Below are 19,722 nucleotides of genomic sequence, written 5' to 3' on the forward strand. Positions count from 1 at the left end.
TTGCCGCTGCGAGCCCCACGAGCCCTTCCGCTTCGCCCTGGCATGAGACTTGCACCGCACGTCCGGCTCGCCGTATAAGTGCTGGTAGCTGTTCGGGGGCCTCCTGGGTCATTCGGTGACGTCGACGCCGTAGCCGCGGGCCAGGTCGGCCAAGCCGTGGTCGTAGCCCTGCCCGACGGCACGCAGCCGCCAGCCGTCGCCTCGGCGGTAGATCTCGGCGAGGATCATGGTGCGCTCGGTAGTAGCGGCGTCGAGGGTGGCCCGGGCGGTCGGTGCCGCGCCGATTCCGCAGGCGGCGGTGATCTCGATGGCGCCGACATCGGAGAACGTCGCGGCGCCGTCGATCGCGGCGGCAATGACGACCCGGCTGACCTCCAGGGGCAGCCGCTCGAGGTCGGCGGTGACAGCCTGCTCCGTCGGGCCGTCCGTAGCGAACCGTACGGTGCCGTCCGGGTGCTCGGGCGCGTTGTAGAAGACGAAGTCCTCATCTCCTGCCACCTGCTCGTGCGCGTCGAGCGCGAAGGCGACGACATCCACGTCGCAGGCGGCATGCTGACCCCACGTGGCGGCCACCGTCCAGGCCACATCGAGGTCGGGCAGGTCAATGACGGCGCCTCGGACCAGTACCTCTGCCATGTCCAGCTGGTCCCCGGCCACGCTCCGCCCCGGCACGGGCTTAGCCGCAGGGGCGGGTGCGGCGAGCCAGTCGGCGTCGTGCACGCGCAGGCCGAGGGAGGCGATGCGGTTCACGCGCCGGTCCGCTTCGCCGCCGGGCAGCGCCACGACATCGGTCACTCTGGCTGAGAGGTTGACCGCTGCGGAGGCGCCGAGATCGACAACGCGGGAACGTGCCGCCGCGGCCTCCTCGTGGGTGCCGCCCAGGACCAGGACCCGACGCCCGGCCAGCGACCGGTCCGCGTCGGCAGTGGGTGTGGTCGGTGCAGTGGTGCGCTGTGCCGGAATGCTCGGCGCGGGCGTGGGTTGTGCGGTCGTAGCGTTCCCGGGCGTCTCTGCCATGCGGTGTTGCCCGGCGGTGCCGGCGCGGGCGGTGCCCTTGGCCTGGCCGGGCTGCACGTTCTCCAGCAGCCGGAGGTAGGTGGACTCGTCCACAAGGGGGACGCCCTCGGCGGCGGCGCGGCACAGTTTGGCCGACGCCGCGCTGGGATCGTTGGTGACGACGACGCTGGTCTGGCGGCTGACCGAAGTCATCATGTTCAGCCCGGCCGCCACCGAGCGGGCGACCAGTTCCTCGCGGGAGACCTGGGTGTCCCCGGTGATGGCGACCTTCATCCCCTGCACCAGTGGCCCGCCCGCGTCCAGGCGGCCCGGGTTGCGGTAGGCGCAGGGGGTCTTGGGGACGTAGGGCTTGTAGTCCTGGCGGGGCGGGCAGGCCAGGAGCGGCAACGGCAGGCCCAGCCGCTCGGCGGCGCCCAGCGAGCCGCGAAGGACGCCGGAAAGTACCCGTACATCGTCCCGGGCGTCGTGGGCCCGCTCTTGACGCACGCCGTAGTGCGCGGCGAGAGTGCCCAGCTTGAAGTCGGGCGTCGCGGGCCCGACCAGGCGGTTGAGGGCCAGTGTGCACAGGCGTCTGCTGACGGGGACCCAGGAACGAACGCGGGCGAACTCATGGGCCAGGAAGTCGTAGTCGAACTGCGCGTTGTGGGCGACCAGGACGCGGCTGCTGAGCAGTGCCCCCACCTGCGGTGCTATGTCCTCGAAGGTGGGCGCGCCCGCAAGACGGGCGGGGGTGAGACCGTGGACGTGCACCGGGCCAGGGTCGCAGCCCGGGTTGAGGAGGGTGGAGAACTCTCCTGTCTGCCGGCCGTGTCCGTCCAACGTGATTACCGCGAGGGACAGGACGCGATCCCGGCCGGGCCTCAGCCCCGAGGTCTCCACGTCCACCAGCGCCCAGTCGTGGAAGTAGTCGGGCAGGGTGGGCCACTTCGGGCTCGACGACAGCACGGCCATGCTGGGGCTCCCCTCCCGGGGTGCGGCAGGCGGCGCGAAGCCTGCCTGCGGTGACGGTCGACCGGGTGGGATTCTCGCACGCGCCGGACGCTGTTCGTGGTGGAACCATCACGCAGGGCCATTCCGGCTGCTTAGCCGCTGCAGGCTCTCCAGGGCGAACGAGGCCCAGCATCTTCACCACCGAGACGCATCGCGCCTCAAGGCTCGGCCCCCTGTCCGGTGCAGGAAGCCACAGCTCTCGGCCCTGCACACGCCGTGACTCCGGGAGGAAGCCTTGCCCAAGAGCAGGGAACGACACGGCCGTCTGAGCCCAACGCCAACACACGAGAGGGAAAAGCCCCGCCCGCGTTTTGGTCGAGGCCATCTCCCCTGCCGAGTCCGCTCGACTTGTGCTACTGAAGCGCTCCCTGGCGCGCCCGCAGAAGTCCATCGAGGACGCGCACCGGTGACGTGTGGCTCATCGCGAGGCGGGCGTCGAGTGCCGTCTCCCACTGCTCGGTCAACCCGACCATGAGGCGCTTGCGCATGCCAGGGGTCACGTGGGCGTAGCGCGCCGAGACGGATCCGTCGATGTGGCCCATGCGCTGGTCCATGAGGACCTTCTCGGTGCCGAGGTCCTCCATCATCGTCCGGTGGGTATGGCGGAGGTCGTGGGGTGTGAGGCCCTTGGCGATTGGGAGCCAGCAGGCGTCGGCCCGCGCGCTGGCGCCGCGTCCTCGGGCCGGGACGCCGGGCCACGGTTCGCCGAGGAGTGGTACGGGGCGGGCCTCCTGTGGTGCCTTCTTCGGGTACCAGCCCGAGACCGCTGGAGTGAACAGCCACGTCGCGAAGCCGTTTCTTGCGCCAGTGGGCAGCGTGTTCCGACACTGCGCCGCCGCGCACGAAGCCCAGGTCCGCGACGGCCTGCTCCACCCTCACCCGCTTGGCTTCGGTGACGCGGTCGGGGTGGTTGAGGACGTTGGACACCGTGCCCGTGGAGACTTCGGCACGGCGTGCGACGTCGACGAGCTTCGCACCCTGGTGGCCGCCGGTGCGAGCCGCGCCCTGCCCGCGGAAGACGTAGGTCTTGCCGTGGCACGGGCAGGGTGTCGGCTTCGTACGGGTGACGTGGTTGGCGACCAGGGCCGACAGCCAGTCCATCGCGTCGATGTTGCGGTAGCTGTCGCCCTTGGGCGGACAGCGCACCAGCTTGCCCGTATCGAGTTCGTACAGCTGCCACTCGACGCGAACGGAGCCGGGGCGGGCGAATTCCGTCTCCAGGCCGACGATTTCACCCCAGCGCATGCCGGTGTAGCCCTTGAGGACGACGGCGACGAACTCGTCGTCGCGGCCGGAGAGCAGGGCAGCCCGTTCGGCGGTCAGCAGGATGCCGAGCGGGTCGGTGACGACCTTCTCCGGGCCGCGGTCTCGGGAGCGGCCGGCGCGCTTGCCGCGTCCGCGCCGTCTGGCGGCCGGGTTGGACGTGATCAGGCCCTCGTCGATCGCGTCCTCGAAGATCAGGTGGAGGGTCGAGCGCCAGGTCTTGACGCTGGAGGCCGCGTAGACGGCCTTCTCCTCCTTCTCCCACAGGTCGACGTCCGTGCGCAGGATGCCGGCGAGCGCCTTGTCCTCGAACTCGGGGAGCAGATGCTCCTCGATGTGGCGCTTGTAGTTCTGCATGGTCGAGGCGGCCAGGTCCTGGGCCTCGTACCAGCGGTTCGCGTACTCGCCGAAGGTCTCCTGGCCGAGCGCCGGGTCGCGCCAGTCGCCGCGCCGGTACTTGTTCTCGGCCTCGCTCGCGGCGCGTTGGGCCTCGCCCTTGGTGGCGAACCGGATCGCCTTGCCGTTCTCATCGACGACCGTGAGGTGTTTGCCGGGCCCGGTCTTGTATCGGCCGCGCCAGTAGTTTCCGCGCTTCTCCGCGGAACCCACGTGTTCCTCCCCTTCCTCGTCGTCCTAGGCGGCGGTCCCGAACAGGCCCTGGCGTGCTCGGCGTGGTGACCGGGCACGCAGGCGAGCTGTGGGCGCGGGAGACCGCGGGGAGGGCTGGGGAGTTGGCGGATTGGGAGCGGGGCGCGGTGGCCTACCGGACGCGGAGGACGAGGGCGGCCGGGGCTTGCTCCTCGTCGCCACACTCGCGGATCGCCACGGATTCGACCCAACGCCGTCCGGCAAGCGCTGCTGGGCCGAGTTCAAGGTCACCGCCCTGCTCCCGCCCGCACCGCCCCTTCCCCTACAGAGGAGTTGGCTGTTGACAGCCGTACGGATTCCCCCAGTCGCCGCCGAAGTGGTCGCCGTCCGACCCAGCAGCCCGCTTGCCGGATCCGTCACCGTCGACGGATCCAAGAACGCGGCTCTGCCCCTGCTGGCCACCGCGGCAGCCCTGCACCGTCCGGTGCATCTGGGCAACGTACCGGCGAACACGGACGTCGAGACGATGCTCACGTTGCTCCAGCAGGCCGGCTGGCACGCAGCCTGCCCGGTCAACGATCCGCACACCACTGTGATCCTGCCGAGCGACAAGCCCCAGCCGGGTCCCGATCCGGAGGTCGCCGCCCGCATTCGGGCCTCGTACTACCTCGTACCGGCTCTGCTGGGCGCGTACGGGCGAGCCAGGCTGCCATGGCCAGGCGGCTGCCGGATTGGTGAGCGCGGGATGGAACAGCACTTCAAGGTCTACGAGGGCTTCGGTGACCGTACGACCGTCGACGACCACGGCTACCTCGTGGACGCGGGCGCAGGCCGGATCGGAACGGTGTCCCTGGTGCTGCCCTTCCGGTCCCGCGGGGCAACCATCGCAGCCCTCCTCCGCACCGTCGTTGCCGGGCGACCTCTGCGTCTGGGTCAGCCCAACCTCTCACCCGAAGTACTCAGCGTCGTAGAAGCGTTGCAGGCGGCCGGATGGGAGTGCCGGGTCAGCGAGCCCGTCCTGGCGCTCGCACCACCCCCTTCCGTATCGGAGGAGTCCCTCGCCTGGAGGGTGCCCGGTGACAAGGTCGAAGCCGGGACGCTGGCGTGTGCGGTCGCTGCGACCGGCGGTGGCGCAAGCATCCTCGGCGTGCGCGGCGAGGACATCGCGCCCCTGGTCACCGCACTGCGGTGGCTCGGCATCCCCGCCGACATCGAGGGCGACGCCCTTACCGTCCAGGCCCACGACGCCGAGCCGACCGGCCGACCGCTGCGCGCCATCGCCTCCCTCGCACCCGGTGGCCTGGATGCCGACTTCGAGCCGTCGCTGATGGCCCTGGCCCTCACCCTGCCCGGCACCCATCTGTTCGCCGATGCCATCAATCCGGGCCGCCACGGCAACCTCCTGCCCCAACTCGCCCGCCTGGGAGCGGAGATCCAGGAACTCTCCCCCACCGAGTGCCGCCTCACCGGTCCGCAGCGGCTGACCGGCGCCGGGGTGGAGGCCACCGACATCCGCACGGGCTCCGCCCTGCTCATCGCCGGCCTCACCGCTCACGGCGTCACCACCCTCGGCGGCCTCGAACAGCTCCGTCGCGGCCACGCCGACCTGCCCGTCAAGTTGCACGCCCTGGGCGCCGACATCTGCGAGGTCACTCCATGACCCGGCGGCTCAGGCGGATCACCGCCACGACCGACGTCCACTCCTCCTTCGACTCGGCTGCGCCGATGCTCGCCTACCTCCACGAGGCCCGGAGCGAGAGCCTGATCGTGGACTGCGGTGACTTCTTCGAAGGCACCGGCTACTACCGCTTCGGCAAGGGCCAGATCGAACGCGATGTCCTTACGAGCCTGTACGACCTGCTGGTCCCGGGAAATCATGGCTGGCCGCACTACTTCGAGCCGGGGCTGCACGAGATGACTGTGTGCGCCAACACGGCCGACGACAGCGGTAAGCCGCTCTTCGAGCGCGTACGCATCAAGCGCATCGGCGGCCGTCGAGTCGCAGTCACCGGGGTGATCGGCCCGCAGGCGTTCAACACCATCCCTGCCAACCAGCGCCCGGGCCACCATGTCACCGATCCGGCCCAGGCCCTGCGCGCGGTGATGCTGGAGCACCACCACCGCACCGACGCCTGGGTGGTGCTGTCCCACTCCGGTTTCGGCGAGGACCTGAAGCTGGCCGTCGCCTGCCCGTTCGCGGACGTCATTTTCGCCGGGCATTGCCACAGCGACAGCTACGGACCGGTGCACGTCGGCGACACGCTCGTGGTCAAGGGACGCGAACTCGGCGCCGGATACGCCGTCGCCGAACCGTTCGGTGTCGGCTGGGCCGCACGCACCGCATCCTTCCCCGACAACGGCAGGCTTCCGGGCGAACTCGGCGGCCTCAAGGAGCAGATCGCCTTCATCGGCCGGATGCTCACCGCCAGCCTTGGCACCGTGAACGCCCCCTACCGGGGCATCGAGCTGGACCGTCACCACCTTCTTCAGGAGGTCGCCCTCCGGCTGCACGGCGGGCTGGGGGCCGACGCGGTGGTCCTCAACGAGACTGCCCTGCGGCCCGTCCGCCTCGGCGACCAGCTCGCGCTCGGGGACCTGCTGGCCATCGAACCATTCGAAAACCAGCTCGCCCACGCCTTCCTCCCCGGCCCATACGCGGAAGACCTGGATGGCCTCCTGGCGCACCTGACCGAGCAGGTCGGTCCCCTGGCCATCGCACCCCGGCCCTTACCGGAGGGGATCCGGTTCGTGCTGACCACCGACTACCTCGCCGACACCCACCTCGGCGGACGCACCCACCAGGCCGGACTCCGCCTTGGCCAGGCCGTCCGCCGCACTATCGCCACCCCGCTGGCTGAAGAGAAGGGAGAGGCCACTCGATGATCCTCACCGGCCCCGAGATCACCGCAGCCGTCTACGACGGACGCTTAACGATCGCCCCCTTCGAGGCGGAACAGGTCAACCCCAACAGCTACAACGTCCGCCTCGGCCCCACCCTGCTGACCTACACCGCAGCAGTGATCGACGCCCATCAACCCAATCCCACGCAGGCGATCGAGATCGGCGAGCACGGATACGTGCTCCAGCCAGGCGAGCTCTACCTCGGCCACACCTTCGAGCAGGTGGGCTCCGACATCTTCGTACCGCTGCTGTTCGGCCGCTCCTCGGTCGGCAGGCTCGGGCTGTTCGTCGAGATCACGGCCCCGATCGGCGACATCGGCTTCCACGGGCAGTGGACGCTGATGCTCACGCCGGTCAGGCCGCTGCGGGTGTACGCGGGCATGAAGATCGGCCAGATCATGTTCTTCGTGTCCACAGGCGACATCGATCTCTACCGTGGCAAGTACCAAGCTGCCGCAGGTCCCCAGCCCTCCCGCTACTGGCGGGACGTGGACCGCATCCGGGCGGTCGCCTCGTGATCCTCACCGGCTCTGCGATCGCCGCCGCCGTCCAGGCGGGCGAGATCACCATCGACCCCTACGACCCCGCCCGCATCTCCCCGAACGCCTACGACTGGCGGCTCGGCGACACGATCCGCATCTGCGACGGCGACCTGGACGCCGCCGCCCCCACCGCGTTCACCGAGCAGACCATCCCTGCCTCCGGCCTGGTGCTGAAGCCCGGGGTGCTCTACCTCGGCGTCACGCTGGAAAGGACCGGCTCGGAGACGTACGCGCAGATGCTCAACGGTGACTGCACCATCGGCTCCCTGGGCATCTGGGTCCACGTCTTTGCCCCGCTCGGCCACCAGGGCCACGCCATCCGCTGGACCCTGGAGATCCGCGCCACGAGGCCCGCCCGCATCTATCCGGCCCTGACCTTCGGCAAGCTCGTCTTCCTCACCGCCTTCGGCACCCCGGCCAGCTACCAGCAGCAGCGCGCCAAGTACGCCGCCACCAACGGCATCGACATCTCCCGCCTCTACGAAGAGATCCCTCAAGGAGCGCTGTGAGCCCTCGTGTGCACCCGGCCGCCGGGCCACTGGCCGCCACCTGCCTGGACCTGCCCGCCGGAAGCCCCGGCGGCAGCGTCGAACTCTTCCTCGACCTCTACACCGGCGACAAACCCCTCATCCCCGCCCGGGCCTTCATGCTCGCCCCGGCCGGTCCCAAACCCCGACTCCCGGCCGGACTCGACCTGCTGTCCGTGTCCGGGAAGTGCCTGGAGGGGCTCGCCTTCGGCCGCTACGTCACCGCCCTGCGCAAGGCCCTCGCGGGCTCGATCGACCCAACCCGGATCGGCATCCTGCACCTGCATCACCTCACCTTCGGCGCCACCCCCGCCCTCGTCCGGGCACTGCCGACGCACCCCCGCATCGCATTGGTCCACGGCACGGACCTGATCTTCGCCGAGGCCCACCGCGACCAGCTCCAGGTCCTGCGTGAGACCGTCAGGGCCGCCGACGCCATCGTGGTACCCACCTCAGCCGTCCTGCGTACAGCAGCCGTAGGTGGCTCGCCGAGGCGCGGCGGCGGACGCACCCACCAGGCCGGACTCCGCCTTGGCCAGGCCGTCTTCGACGCCGCCAGCCTCACCAAGATCCTCGCGGTGTGGTCATCCATCGGCGCGTTGTGGGAGGAAGGCAAGCTCGATCTCGACATCCCCCTCGGCGCCTTCTGGCCGGAGGTCGGCGGCCACCCGCTCGGTGCCGTGACCGCCCGCCAGTTGCTGACCCACACCGCCGGCGTCCCACTGCGGGCCCAGCTGAAGAACCTGTACGGCACCGATCCACAGGACATCCGCGACGGCGTCTTGCACGAAGCCCTGCACCGCCAGCCCGGCGAGGTCGTCGAGTACACCGACCGAGCCGCCCTCATCCTCGGCTACCTCGCCGAGCACCTTTCCGGGCAGCGTCTCGACCAGCTCGCCGCGGAACGGATCTGGCAGCCGCTGAACATGGACTCCACCCGCTTCGGGCCGCTGCCCGCGGAGATCGCTACCCGGTGCGCGCCGACCGAGTTCGACCAGGACATTGACACCCACCTGAAAGGCATTGCCCATGACTTCTCCGCCAGGCTCCTGGGCGGAGTGTGCGGCATCGCCGGCGTCTTCACTGTCCTCGACGACCTCGCTGTCTTCCTGCGCTACATGCTGGATGACGTCGCCACCCCAGGCGGGGCCGGATTCGGCCCCGCCTGGACCGCGGAGTCGCTGACCGTCCAGACCGGCGCTCTGGAACCCGTACGTGGCCTGTTCTGGCACCCAGCCCCCGGCACCGACCCCGCCGAGGACATCTGGGTTCACTACGGCTTCACCGGCACCGGCATGTGGATCTCACCCCGGCTACGGCGCTGGGCCGTGCTCCTGACCAACAAGCTCTACTGCACCCGCGACCGCCAGCCCCTGGCCGACGTCCGAAACGCCTTCCGTGAGCTCGCCTTCAACTGAGGCACAGGCATTGGCAGATGCTGGCCGAAGGCGGGCTTGCCCCACCATCCTCACACGTGCATAGAGTGGCCGCAGTTGATCACCAGGGGGAGCACCGCACCGCAGGCTCCCCGATGCGAGGTTGTCACGATGTCCGCGGTGCGGCGTGGCGCAGCGCTGCGGCGACGCTGCTGCGGCGGAGAGGGGAGATCTGAGCGGCTGCTTCCAGCAGCGGTCCTGCGAGTTCCTGCTGATCCCGCACGATCTGTGCCGTTTCGTCGTCGTCCGCTCGAGAGCGGATGAACGCGGTCAGAAGGGTGACGGCGTCTGGGCTTCGGTTGGCGTCCCGGAGAGCGGCGGCCAGAGCGGCGACGTCGGCGGCCGGTCGGGCGGCCGATTGATGGAGCAGGATGCGGCAGTCATCACGGCGGCCCGCTTCGGAGAAGGCTCTGACCAGGGCGGCGACGCGGTCCGCCTGCTGTGCGGAAAGTTCCCACAGGAGCGTCGCCACCTCTGCGGCGAGGCCGGACTCCTCCAGCGCGCGGGCGAAGCGGGGCGCGAATGACACGGAGTCGGCGACCGCCCGGCTCATGAGCAGGTAGGCGTCGCCACTGCGGCCCTCGTTGCGCAGCTGGCGCAGGCGGGCTGCCACGCGGTACGGCTCTTCCTCGCGCTCCTTGTGAGCCCATCCGAAGTCCGCACGTCGGGACTCCCGTTCCAGCAGGCCGAAGTCCAGGTCTCGTATGAGGACTTCCTCTTCTGTGGCTGAGGCGATGTCGCCGACCAACTGGCCACGCGGGTCGACGAAATAGCTGGCACCGTGAAAATCGTTGTCGCCGTATTGCGGTTCCTGGCCGATGCGGTTCACGGCGGCAACGAAGTACTCGTTGGCGACGGCCGCGGCGGGCTGTTCCAGTTGCCACAGATACGAGGAGAGACTGCGGTAGGCGGCCGAGGGGTTGTAGACCAGCTGGGCTCCTGACTGGCCGAGGGCCTGCCAGTACTCGGGAAAGTGGCGGTCGTGGCCCACGCAGACGCCGATCCGCCCGACGGCGGTGGCGAACACCGCCTGGGCGAGATTACCGGGCTGGAAGGCGGACCTCTCCCAGGACCCCTTGGAGTTCGGGATGTGATGCTTGCGGCATTTGCCAAGGTATGTTCCGTCGGCGTCGATCACGACTGCGGTGCTGTAGCCGGAGCCGTGGTCGTCAGCCTCGTGTACGGGTGCGACGGTCACCATGCCGGTTGCGTAGGCCAGTTGCTGCATCCGCCTGATGGTCGGGCCCCCCGGGACTGCCTCGGCATCCTGCTGGTTGTGGGGTGGCCGGAGTTGGCAGAAGTAGGGGGAGGTGAAGAGTTCCGGGAAGCCGATGATCTGCGCGCCCTGGCCTGCCGCCGCGCGGGCGAGCAACTCGTGCTTGGCGGTCATCGACTCACGGTCCCCGGTCCAGGAGCTCTGGACGAGCGCGGCCCGGACCAGCGGGTGTCTTTCGGACGTCAACGGGGCCCTCCGATTGATATGTCGCCGGACTCATCGACGGGCCCGGGTGGCGAGGCGTGTGCGGCGGGCGGCAGCGAAGCGCGATCCCCAGCGGCGGAGGTCGCCGTGACACCCTCTTTGTCGCTGTCGGAGACCAGTCGGTAGCCGACACCCCGTATGGTCTGTACGACCTTGGTGTCGCCGAGCTTGGCGCGCAGGGTCGCGATGTGGACGTCCAGGGTCCGGTGCGCGCCCGGCCAGACGCTGTCCCACACCTCCAGCAGCAGGCGTTCTCGGGACACCACGAGCCCTGGCTGCCGGGCCAGCGCGGCAAGCAGTTCGAACTCCTTGCGAGTGAGCGTGACGGGAAACCCGTCAGCCGTGGTCACGGTGTGCCGTGCGACGTCGATCCGAATCGATCCCACGGCCACCACGGGCCGGACCGCGGGGCGCACCCGGCGCATCACGGCGTCGATGCGGGCACGCAGCTCGGCGACGCCGAACGGCTTGACCAGGTAGTCGTCGGCCCCGGAGCGCAACCCGATGACCCGGTCGCGTTCTTCACCACGCGCGGTGACAGCGATGATCGCCACGTCTCCCGCGCTGCGCAGCTTCCGGCACACTTCCACACCGTCCATGTCCGGCAGGCCCATGTCGAGCAGGACCAGATCGGCGGCGGGCGCGGCCAGTGCCGCCGCTCCCGTGGCCGCCCAGGACACCTCGAAGCACTGCCGACGCAGTGCACCGATGAGAGCGTCAGCAAACCGGTTGTCGTCCTCTACAAGCAGGATTCGCATGGTGTGCTCAGCGTAGAAATCGCCGAGCTGTACGCATACCGCTCGAACCCTAGAGGAATCTCAAATCTCCCCTGCCCTCCCTTCTTGCACGGGTCAGGTCCGCCTAGCGTCCCATCCCACCGCACCGGCCGATGACCGGAGCGCAGGGACGAAATGACATCGGGACGAGAAAGGCAGGCGATCCCCATGCTTGTCAGAAGGACAGTGGCCCTCGCCGTCGTGGCGAGCGCCCTCGCCGCAGGCTGCGGCTCGAAGGGCGAATCCGCGAGCAGTACGACCGGTGACACGCTGAAGCTGGGCGCGTCGCTGTCGCTGACCGGACCGCTCGCACGGGAGGGCGGGCTGACGAAAGAGGGATACGAGGTCTGCCGTAGGGCCGTGAACGACAAGGGCGGCGTCCGTGTCGGCGCCAAGCGGCTCAAGCTCGCCGTCAAATACCAGGACGACACCTCCAAGCCGGACACCGCCGGACAGTTGATCGACCAGTTCAACGACCAGGGTGTGAAGCTCGTCCTCGGCCCGTACGGCTCTGCCGCAACTGAGGCTACGGCCGCCGTCGTGGAGCGCAACGGGCAGGTGATGGCGGACAGTTCGGGCGCCGACGACACCATCTTCCAGAAGGGCTACAAGCGGACGTTCGCTGTGCTGTCGCCGGCACGCGCCTACGCCGCGTCCATGGTGCGGGCGATCGATGAACTGGCCCAACCCAAGCCCCGCACCATCGCGTTCCTCTCGGCCGACGACGGGTTCTCCAAGACGGTGACCGAGGGCGGGGTCGACGAGGCTCGCAAGCTGGGCTTCAAGGTGGTCGCCACCGAGTACTTCCCCAACGGTGCCTCGGACGTGTCGTCCGCCCTCACCAAGGTCAAGCCGCTGAAGCCGGACGTGATCGTCTCGTCCGCGCATCTCGTGGAAGGCATCGCGGTGATCAAGCAGTCCCGCGAACTCGGTGTCACACCGGCCGGAGGGTTCGCCGAGACCGTCGCACCGCCGACGCCCGACTTCTCCGGCACGCTGGGCAAGGCGGCCGAAGGCGTGCTCGGTTCGACGCAGTGGACCTCGCGCACGGTCGGCAAGGACCGCTGGATCGGAACCGCCGGGGACTATGTGACGCTGTTCGGGAAGGTGTACGACGGCCGCAAGCCCGAGTACCACGCCGCCGAGGCCACCGCGGCCTGTATCGCGCTGGTCGACGCCGTGGAGAAGGCTGGGAGTACCGACGCGGACAAGGTCAGGGACGCGCTCGCCGCCTTGGACGAGCCCTCGTTCTTCGGCCCTCTGAAGTTCAATTCGGTCGGCCAGAACGTGTCCAAGACCATGGAGGTCATCCAGGTTCGCGGTGGCAAGCCGGTCACGGTGTGGCCGAAGGACGTTGCCGAGGCCAAGCTGAAGTGGCCTGCCGCCGGGGGCCGGTCATGAGCCAGTTCGCGCAGGCCACGCTCTACGGGCTGCTGCAGGGCGGACTCCTGGCCCTGATCGCTGTCGGGTTCTCGCTCGTCTGGGGCGTGATGAACGTTGTCAACCTGGCGCACGGCTCGTTCGTGCTCATCGGCGCCTATCTGGCCTTCGAACTCAACGGTTCCCTCGGCCTGGATCCCTTCCTGGCGATGGTGCCGGTCGCCGTGGTCCTGTTCGGTGTGGGCTATCTGTTGCAGCGCCACCTCATCAATCTGGTCGTCAAGGCACCGATCTTCATCACTCTGCTGCTGACCTTCGGCCTCGATCTCCTCCTGGTCAACGGTCTGATCTGGATCTTCTCCGCCGACTATCGCTCGGTGCCCACCGGTTATGCCGGGCGTAGCCTCGCTCTGTTCGCCGACGTGAGACTGCCCGTGGGCCGGTTGCTGGCCGCCGTCGTGGCGCTCGCGGTCACCATCGGGCTGGTTCTGGTCATGCGGCACACCCGCACGGGGCTGGCCATCCTGGCCACCGGCATGGACCGCGGGGCCGCCCGGCTGATGGGGATCCGCGCCGCCCACGTGTACGCGCTCACCTTCGGCGTCGCGGCTGCCCTCGCCGGTGCGGCGGGAGCCGCCGTCGCCACCGTGGGCACCTTCAGCCCGGCGGACGCGGGGCGATTCACCCTCTTCAGCTTCGTCGCCGCGGTCCTCGGCGGCCTCGGCAACATGTACGGCGCGCTCGTGGGCGGACTCGTCCTCGGGCTGGTGGAGGCGTGGGGCGGGCAACTGCTACCAGGCACCCTGGTCAACGCCGTCGCCTTCGCCGTCCTCGTCGTGGTGCTCGTCATCCGCCCGCAGGGCATCGCCGGACGTGCCTTCTACGCCAGCCGGGTCGAGGTGTGAACATGTCTTCCACGAACGCACCGAACAGTACCGCCACCGAGACCGCTGAGCGCCCCGAGGCCGCCGTGCCTTCGAGGGCGCGGAGACTGCGCAACGGCCGCAGACCAGCCTGGCTCGGCTGGGTGGGCGGACTCGCCGTCGTTCTGGGTTGCCTCGCCCTTCAGTCGCAGCTCTACACCGGCCAGGAGCGCACCGTCACCACGGTGTTCATGTTCGTCGCGCTGGCCTCCGCCTGGAATCTCATTGGCGGCTACACCGGTTACGCCTGTTTCGGCCAGGTCGGCTTCTTCGGGCTCGGCGGCTACACGACCGCGTTCCTCGTGGTCCACGGTGGTCTGTCGTTCTGGCTCGCCCTCCCCCTGTCCGCGGCCGTGGCGGCCGGTTTCGCCGCCGTCGTCGGGCTGCCGCTGCTGCGGCTGAAGGGCCACTACTTCGCGGTGGCCACCCTGGGCGTCGCGGAGGGGCTGCGCGAACTCGTGCTCAACGTGCCACGGTGGAGCGGCGGCGGGGCCGGGATCACGATCCCGACGGCCGGTGCCAAGGCGCCGACCTCGTGGATCGGCAACGACGGCTTCTACCTCCTGTTCCTCGCCCTCGCCGTCCTCTCGGTGCTGGTCGCCGCGCTGATCTCTCGCGGCCGCACCGGATACGCGCTGCGGGCCGTCAACCAGGACGAGGACGCCGCCGCCTCGATGGGGATCAACACCACCCGGGCCAAGACCCTGGCCTTCGGGCTGTCCGCGGGGCTCACCGGCGCGGCCGGGTCGGCGTACGCGTTCCAGCAGGTCACCATCTTTCCGGCGCGGCTGTTCGACGTGGACATCACTGTCCTGATGGTCGTCATGGTGGTGATAGGCGGAGCCGCCACGATCGCCGGGCCGATCCTCGGCGCAGTGGGTATCGCCGCCGTCTCCGAGTATCTGCGGCAGCACTTCACGGAGGCGCACACCTTCACCCTCGGTGCCCTTGTCATCGCAGCAGTCGTACTGCTCCCCCAGGGAGTCGTCAACTTCACGCGGGACGCCGCCCGTACACGGGACTTCTCGCTCCTCACCAACATTCGGAGGTACCGGCTGTGAACGGCACCCCACCGGCCGGCCGCACCGGTCCGACGCCGCCGGCACTCACGGCCGGCTCCGCACTCGCACCTGTACTGCAGACGATGGGCCTCGGGCGCCGCTTCGGCGGACTGCACGCCGTGTCGGACGTCGACCTGAGCATCCTGCCCGGCAGAACCGTCGGGGTCATCGGCCCCAACGGCGCCGGCAAGAGCACGCTGATCAACCTCATCACCGGGCATCTCACTCCGAGCAGCGGGCGAGTGCTGATCAACGGCGTCGACCTTACCGGGGCGCGGCCCTGGCGGGTGGCCCACGCGGGCGTCGCCCGGACGTTTCAGATCGTCAAGCCCTTCCGCGGGCTGACGGTGTGTGACAACGTGGCCGTCGCGGCACTGTTCGGGCCCTCACCGGCACACACCCCGACGGCCGCCCGCAAGGAGGCCACGCAGGTACTGGAGCGGGTGGGCCTGGGCGGCAAGAACGACCTCACCACCACGGAACTGTCCGTCGCCGACGCGCGCCGCCTCGAACTGGCCAAGGCCCTCGCCCTGCAGCCGAAGCTGCTCCTGCTCGACGAGGTCCTGGCGGGCCTGAGGCCGGTCGAGATCGACGCCTCCCTGCAGCTCATCGACGACCTCAAGCAGGCGGGGCTGACCCTCTTGGTGGTCGAGCACATCGTGCAGGCGATCACCGCCGTCTCCGACGAGATCCTCGTCCTTCACCACGGCCAGGTGCTGATGCACGGCCCCCCCGACCACGTCCTGAGCGACGAACGGGTCATCGAGGCGTATCTCGGCCGCCGCTACGCGAAGAGGAACCGGACATGAGGTGTCAGAGCGCATGAGATGTCAGATCACCCGGCTTACCGCCGGATACGGACGAGTCGAAGTGCTGCGCGGAGTCTCCCTGGAGATCGACGCAGGAGAGATCGTGGCGCTGGTCGGGCCGAACGGAGCGGGCAAGTCCACGCTGCTGCGCGCCATCACCGCGATGATCCCCGACCGTTCCGGATCGGTCCTCCTCGACGGTCAGGAGCTCATCGGCGGCACGGTCGAGTCGATCGCGGACGCCGGAGTGGCGCATGTGCCGGAGGGCAGACGGCTGTTTCCCGGGCTGACCGTGCGGGACAACCTCCGGCTCGGCGGCTGGCGCATCCGCAGGAAGAACCTCGACGAAGTGCTCGAATTCTTCCCGCGACTGGCCGAACGGCTCGACCAGGTCGCCGGCAGCATGTCGGGCGGCGAACAGCAGATGTGCGCCATCGCCCGGGGCCTGATGAGCCGGCCCCGGCTGCTGCTCATCGACGAGCTCTCGCTGGGCCTGGCCCCGGTCATCGTCGACGAGATCCTGGTCCGGCTCTCCGACGTGGCCGCCACGGGCACGGCCGTCCTGTTGGTGGAGCAGGACGCCGGCGCGGCACTGGAGATCGCCCACCGCGGGTACGTACTGGAACTCGGGCAGATCACCGTATCCGGCACGGCGTCCCAGCTCACGAGCAACCCCCGCATGCAAGCGGCCTACCTGGGCACCCCCGGTTAGCCCCCCGGCCCGCCCCCCGGCCCGCCCGCCGGCCGATCCGCCTACCGGCACCGGCCCTCCCCACCGGTACCGGCATGGACCCGGCCACTCCGCACGGCCGGAACGGCCGGGTCCCTGGATCGCCGGTTGCGGCGCTCCAGGGACACCCGAACGGCCGGTCCGGGGGCGCCAAGGGCCGCCGGATCGGACCGCCCGGGGCAGCCGTACCGGAACCGTCGGGGCAGCCAGTCCAGGACCACCAGAACGGCTGGACCACGGACGCCTGGACAGCCGGTCCGGGACCACCGGAACGGCCGGTCCGGATCCGTTGGAACGGCCAGTGCAGGACCACGGGGACCGCCCGTCCAGCGACGCCGGAAGCAATACGGAACCGCCTGAACGAGACCGCCTTAACAGATTGTTAGACAAATCGGTCGCGCCTTGTCCGGCCGTCAACGACGTGCGCAGGCTGTGAGTACCGGATAGCCGCGCGCCGACCGGGCCGGCTCATCCTTCAAGAGAGGCAGCCGAGCACATGTTCACCACCTTCACGCCTTCCCTCGGCAAGGGCCGCACTGTGCCAGGACTGCCCGCACGCCGCACCGAACTGTCGCTCGTCTGCACCCCTGGCTCCGTGGGCCGGGCACGGCACCACGCCGCCCATGTGCTGCGCGGCTGGCGCGCCCACGACGACACCGTGGACGCCGCGTGCCTCATCGTCTCCGAGCTCACCACCAACGTCCTGTGCCACGCGGAGGGGGGCGCGGACCGGCCCGGGTCGGGCGGCTCGTTCACCCTCGGGCTGGAGATCATGGGTGACCTGGTGGAGATATCCGTGTGGGACCCCGACCCCACCCCTCCGGTCCGGGCGGCCCCGGAAGCCGACCAGATCCACGGCCGGGGCCTGGTCATCGTCTCGATGACCAGCACCCGCTGGGGCCACCGCGCAGCAGCCCGCGGCCCGGGGAAGGTTGTCTGGGCGCGGCTGCCGCTGGTGCGCGGCGACGTGCCGGCCTCGGTCCTCCGGGATTCGGATCCGCCGGCCGCGGGGGACTGAGGTCGACAGGAAGACCGAGGGTGTCCATCCGTTGTGCCGAGTGCCATGCTTGAGAGGCGGGAATCGAGGCATCATGCACACGCTGCTCGTGGAGGACGACGACCGGCTGGCTCACGCGCTCGCCACGGCCCTCAGTGTCCACGGATATGTCGTCCGGCGCGTGAGCAGAGGTCAGGACGCGCTGCGTCTCATCCATGGAGCGGAGTTCGTCCTGCTCGACCTGGGGCTGCCCGACCTGGACGGCCTCGAACTGCTCCGCCGTTTTCGCGCCCTCACCGATGTCCCGCTCATCGTGGTCACGGCCCGTGACGGGCAGCGGGACATCGTGCAGGGGCTGCGCGCCGGTGCCGACGACTACCTGGTCAAGCCCTTCCACATGGTGGAGTTGATGGCCAGGATCGACGCTGTCCGCCGCCGCGCCCCCGGGCGGCCGCCGCATGCCGCCGGGGGCACACAGCAGGAGGGCACCGTACACATCGGCGACGTGGAGATCGACCTGACGGGCCGCACCGTACGCGTGGCGGGCGAGCCGGTGCATCTGACCCGCCGCGAGTTCGATGTCCTGGCCATCCTGGCGGAACACCCCGGCGAGGCCCGCTCCCGGGCGGAGATCCTCGACCGCGCGTGGGGCGACACGCTGCTGTCCGCATCACGCTCCCTCGACGTCCACGTCTCGGGCATCCGCGCCAAGACCGGACGTCCCGGCCTCGTCAGCACGGTGCATGCCTTCGGATACCGGCTGTCCACCGGGGAACTCGGGAGTCTCCCGGCACATGAGACATCGGAAACCCCATGGCCCGCCGACTGCTGATCATCCTGACGGTCCTCATGGGCATCGCGTCGCTCGCTCTGAGCGTGCCACTGGCGGACTCCTACGCGCGTGACCGGACGGAGCAGCTGCTGCTGCAACGGCGTACCGAAGCGGTCAGGTTCGCCAACCTGGCGGCCTCCGTGGTCACCGACGCGGACCGGTCGGAGGTCTCGACCGAGATGCGCCGGTACGCCGAGCTGTACGGCGCCGGCGTGGCCCTTGTCGACGGACAGGGCCATACGCTGCTCCACGTGGGACCCAGCGCGCAGTGGAGCACGCAGTCGGCGCGGGAGGCACGCGACCGCGCGCTGACCGGGCGGACCACCGACCGTCTGCCGACGATCAGACCGTGGGGGCCGGACCGTGTGGTGCTCGCGGAGCCGGTCGGCGGCGACGAGCAGCTCAGCGGGGCCGTCCTCATGACGGTGCCGACCACCGCGGCGGCCCATGACGTCATGGTGCGGTGGCTGCTGATCGCGGCCGGAGCGTTCACGGCCTTTGCCGCCGCAGCCGGCGTGTCCGTCTGGATCACCCGGTGGCTGCTGCGTCCGGTCCGGCAGCTGGACCATGCGGTGGACGACCTGGCCAAGGGCAATCCGGGCACGAGCCTTGGGCGGAGCACGGGACCGCCCGAGCTGCGACGGCTGGAGCAGCGCTTCTTTGTCATGGCCCAGACGGTGACAAACTCCATCCGCCGCCAGCGCGACTTCGTCGCGGATGCCTCCCACCAGTTGCGCAATCCGCTCGCCACCCTGGTGCTCCAGCTGGAGAATATCGAGCCGTATATCGTTCCTGCCGGCCGAGACGAGCACGCGCTCGCCGTGGACGAGGTGGAACGGCTGGGTAGGCTCCTCGAGGCGCTGCTGGTACTCGCCCAGGTCGAGTCCTCCGAGGAAGATCTGGTCGACCTCGACGTCTCCGGGGCCTGTCGCAGCCGGCTCGCGGCCTGGCAGCGCGTGTACCGGGCTGCAGGTCTGGAACTGGTGGACTCGGTCGCCGACGGTGTACGAGGCAGAGGGCTGCCCAGTGCCGTGGACCGGGTGCTGGACGCGGCGCTGGACAACGCGGCCAAGTTCGTTCCGAGGGGCGGTCAGGTGGAGGTCCGTGCCGCAGCGGGGCAGGTGACGTGCCGCGTGCTGATCCGCGACGACGGCCCCGGGCTGCCCGCCGACCAACTGGCCCGCCTGCCCCGCCGCTTCACCCGCGGCCCGGAGCATCAGAATCTCCCGGGCAGCGGGCTGGGCCTGGCGATCGCTGACGAGATCGCCAGAAAGAGCGGCGGACGGCTGACGCTCTCCGGGAACACACCGCACGGGCTCGTGATCGAACTCGTCCTGCCCGGCCTGCCTCCGCCGAACCCTCCCCGCCCGCGCAGCGCCACGGCGGCGCCGTGGGCGGGAGCGGCGGAACCGTTCGACCGCCGGCCGCCGCCCGGCCGGACCGCGTCGGACGCCCAGCCGTGACGGACCG

General features: G+C 69.9%; 15 protein-coding genes and 2 pseudogenes. 13 read left to right on the forward strand and 4 right to left on the reverse strand.

What is annotated here, in order from left to right:
* Positions 1-108 precede the first annotated feature (108 nt).
* Together OG390_RS27395 and OG390_RS27400 are read right to left on the reverse strand one after the other, a co-directional pair.
* On the reverse strand, positions 109-1,968 hold the full coding sequence (locus tag OG390_RS27395; RefSeq protein ID WP_406171917.1) for a TerD family protein: 1,860 nt from the start codon (positions 1,966-1,968) through the stop codon (positions 109-111).
* Between the two features lie 392 nt (positions 1,969-2,360).
* A pseudogene (locus OG390_RS27400) lies at positions 2,361-3,879 on the reverse strand (LacI family DNA-binding transcriptional regulator).
* Between the two features lie 355 nt (positions 3,880-4,234).
* Here OG390_RS27400 and OG390_RS27405 point away from each other — a divergent pair.
* Genes OG390_RS27405 through OG390_RS27425 form a run of 5 tightly spaced genes read left to right on the forward strand, consistent with a single transcriptional unit; the run spans position 4,235 to position 9,246 of the window.
* On the forward strand, positions 4,235-5,518 hold the full coding sequence (locus OG390_RS27405; protein WP_406177876.1) for a UDP-N-acetylglucosamine 1-carboxyvinyltransferase: 1,284 nt from the start codon (positions 4,235-4,237) through the stop codon (positions 5,516-5,518).
* Positions 5,515-6,741, forward strand: a complete 1,227-nt coding sequence (locus OG390_RS27410; protein WP_406171919.1) for a metallophosphoesterase — start codon at positions 5,515-5,517, stop codon at positions 6,739-6,741. Before OG390_RS27405 ends, OG390_RS27410 begins: the two co-directional genes overlap by 4 nt.
* Positions 6,738-7,277: a dCTP deaminase gene (gene dcd / locus OG390_RS27415; RefSeq protein ID WP_406171921.1), complete on the forward strand. Its 540-nt coding sequence runs from the start codon at positions 6,738-6,740 to the stop codon at positions 7,275-7,277. Before OG390_RS27410 ends, dcd begins: the two co-directional genes overlap by 4 nt.
* Entirely contained in the window at positions 7,274-7,810 is a 537-nt protein-coding gene (locus OG390_RS27420) for a dCTP deaminase domain-containing protein (protein ID WP_406171922.1), read from the forward strand. Before dcd ends, OG390_RS27420 begins: the two co-directional genes overlap by 4 nt.
* Entirely contained in the window at positions 7,807-9,246 is a 1,440-nt protein-coding gene (locus OG390_RS27425; RefSeq protein WP_406171924.1) for a serine hydrolase domain-containing protein, read from the forward strand. Before OG390_RS27420 ends, OG390_RS27425 begins: the two co-directional genes overlap by 4 nt.
* A gap of 634 nt (positions 9,247-9,880) precedes the next feature.
* Here the strand turns inward: OG390_RS27425 and OG390_RS27430 are convergent.
* Both OG390_RS27430 and OG390_RS27435 read right to left on the reverse strand, forming a co-directional pair.
* Positions 9,881-10,654, reverse strand: a pseudogene (locus tag OG390_RS27430) (nitrilase-related carbon-nitrogen hydrolase); the annotation flags it as partial.
* Positions 10,655-10,722: 68 nt separating this feature from the next.
* Positions 10,723-11,502: a response regulator transcription factor gene (locus OG390_RS27435; protein WP_406171926.1), complete on the reverse strand. Its 780-nt coding sequence runs from the start codon at positions 11,500-11,502 to the stop codon at positions 10,723-10,725.
* 186 nt (positions 11,503-11,688) lie between these two features.
* Here OG390_RS27435 and OG390_RS27440 point away from each other — a divergent pair, with 186 nt between their 5' ends.
* The 8 genes from OG390_RS27440 to OG390_RS27475 all read left to right on the forward strand — a co-directional run bounded on the left by OG390_RS27440 (position 11,689) and on the right by OG390_RS27475 (position 19,715).
* Positions 11,689-12,921, forward strand: coding sequence for an amino acid ABC transporter substrate-binding protein (locus tag OG390_RS27440; protein WP_406171928.1), 1,233 nt, complete (start codon positions 11,689-11,691; stop codon positions 12,919-12,921).
* The gene (locus tag OG390_RS27445; protein WP_406171930.1) at positions 12,918-13,805 is read left to right on the forward strand and encodes a branched-chain amino acid ABC transporter permease; all 888 of its coding nucleotides are present in this window, start codon (positions 12,918-12,920) and stop codon (positions 13,803-13,805) included. The genes OG390_RS27440 and OG390_RS27445 overlap by 4 nt, the downstream gene beginning before the upstream one ends.
* Positions 13,806-13,807: 2 nt before the next feature.
* Positions 13,808-14,884, forward strand: coding sequence for a branched-chain amino acid ABC transporter permease (locus tag OG390_RS27450; protein WP_406171932.1), 1,077 nt, complete (start codon positions 13,808-13,810; stop codon positions 14,882-14,884).
* On the forward strand, positions 14,881-15,693 hold the full coding sequence (locus tag OG390_RS27455) for an ABC transporter ATP-binding protein (RefSeq protein ID WP_406171934.1): 813 nt from the start codon (positions 14,881-14,883) through the stop codon (positions 15,691-15,693). Before OG390_RS27450 ends, OG390_RS27455 begins: the two co-directional genes overlap by 4 nt.
* A gap of 13 nt (positions 15,694-15,706) precedes the next feature.
* A complete protein-coding gene (locus tag OG390_RS27460; protein WP_406171936.1) occupies positions 15,707-16,405 on the forward strand; it encodes an ABC transporter ATP-binding protein in 699 nt (232 codons plus the stop codon).
* Positions 16,406-16,919: 514 nt separating this feature from the next.
* Entirely contained in the window at positions 16,920-17,441 is a 522-nt protein-coding gene (locus OG390_RS27465) for an ATP-binding protein (protein ID WP_406171940.1), read from the forward strand.
* Positions 17,442-17,514: 73 nt separating this feature from the next.
* On the forward strand, positions 17,515-18,252 hold the full coding sequence (locus OG390_RS27470; RefSeq protein ID WP_406171942.1) for a response regulator transcription factor: 738 nt from the start codon (positions 17,515-17,517) through the stop codon (positions 18,250-18,252).
* Positions 18,234-19,715 carry a sensor histidine kinase gene (locus OG390_RS27475; RefSeq protein ID WP_406171944.1) on the forward strand — a complete coding sequence of 494 codons (1,482 nt, stop codon included), beginning with the start codon at positions 18,234-18,236 and terminating at the stop codon, positions 19,713-19,715. Before OG390_RS27470 ends, OG390_RS27475 begins: the two co-directional genes overlap by 19 nt.
* Positions 19,716-19,722: the final 7 nt, after the last annotated feature.

Origin of the sequence: Streptomyces sp. NBC_00996, assembly GCF_045162675.1 — a bacterium.
Taxonomy (GTDB): domain Bacteria; phylum Actinomycetota; class Actinomycetes; order Streptomycetales; family Streptomycetaceae; genus Streptomyces.

Coding starts and splice junctions, on each gene's coding strand:
- OG390_RS27395 (WP_406171917.1), bottom strand. CDS start 1,968: ATGGCCGTGCTGTCGTCGAGCCCGAAGTGGCCCACCCTGCCCGACTAC.
- OG390_RS27410 (WP_406171919.1), top strand. CDS start 5,515: ATGACCCGGCGGCTCAGGCGGATCACCGCCACGACCGACGTCCACTCC.
- dcd (WP_406171921.1), top strand. CDS start 6,738: ATGATCCTCACCGGCCCCGAGATCACCGCAGCCGTCTACGACGGACGC.
- OG390_RS27435 (WP_406171926.1), bottom strand. CDS start 11,502: ATGCGAATCCTGCTTGTAGAGGACGACAACCGGTTTGCTGACGCTCTC.
- OG390_RS27440 (WP_406171928.1), top strand. CDS start 11,689: ATGCTTGTCAGAAGGACAGTGGCCCTCGCCGTCGTGGCGAGCGCCCTC.
- OG390_RS27445 (WP_406171930.1), top strand. CDS start 12,918: ATGAGCCAGTTCGCGCAGGCCACGCTCTACGGGCTGCTGCAGGGCGGA.
- OG390_RS27450 (WP_406171932.1), top strand. CDS start 13,808: ATGTCTTCCACGAACGCACCGAACAGTACCGCCACCGAGACCGCTGAG.
- OG390_RS27460 (WP_406171936.1), top strand. CDS start 15,707: ATGAGATGTCAGATCACCCGGCTTACCGCCGGATACGGACGAGTCGAA.
- OG390_RS27465 (WP_406171940.1), top strand. CDS start 16,920: ATGTTCACCACCTTCACGCCTTCCCTCGGCAAGGGCCGCACTGTGCCA.
- OG390_RS27470 (WP_406171942.1), top strand. CDS start 17,515: ATGCACACGCTGCTCGTGGAGGACGACGACCGGCTGGCTCACGCGCTC.
- OG390_RS27475 (WP_406171944.1), top strand. CDS start 18,234: ATGGCCCGCCGACTGCTGATCATCCTGACGGTCCTCATGGGCATCGCG.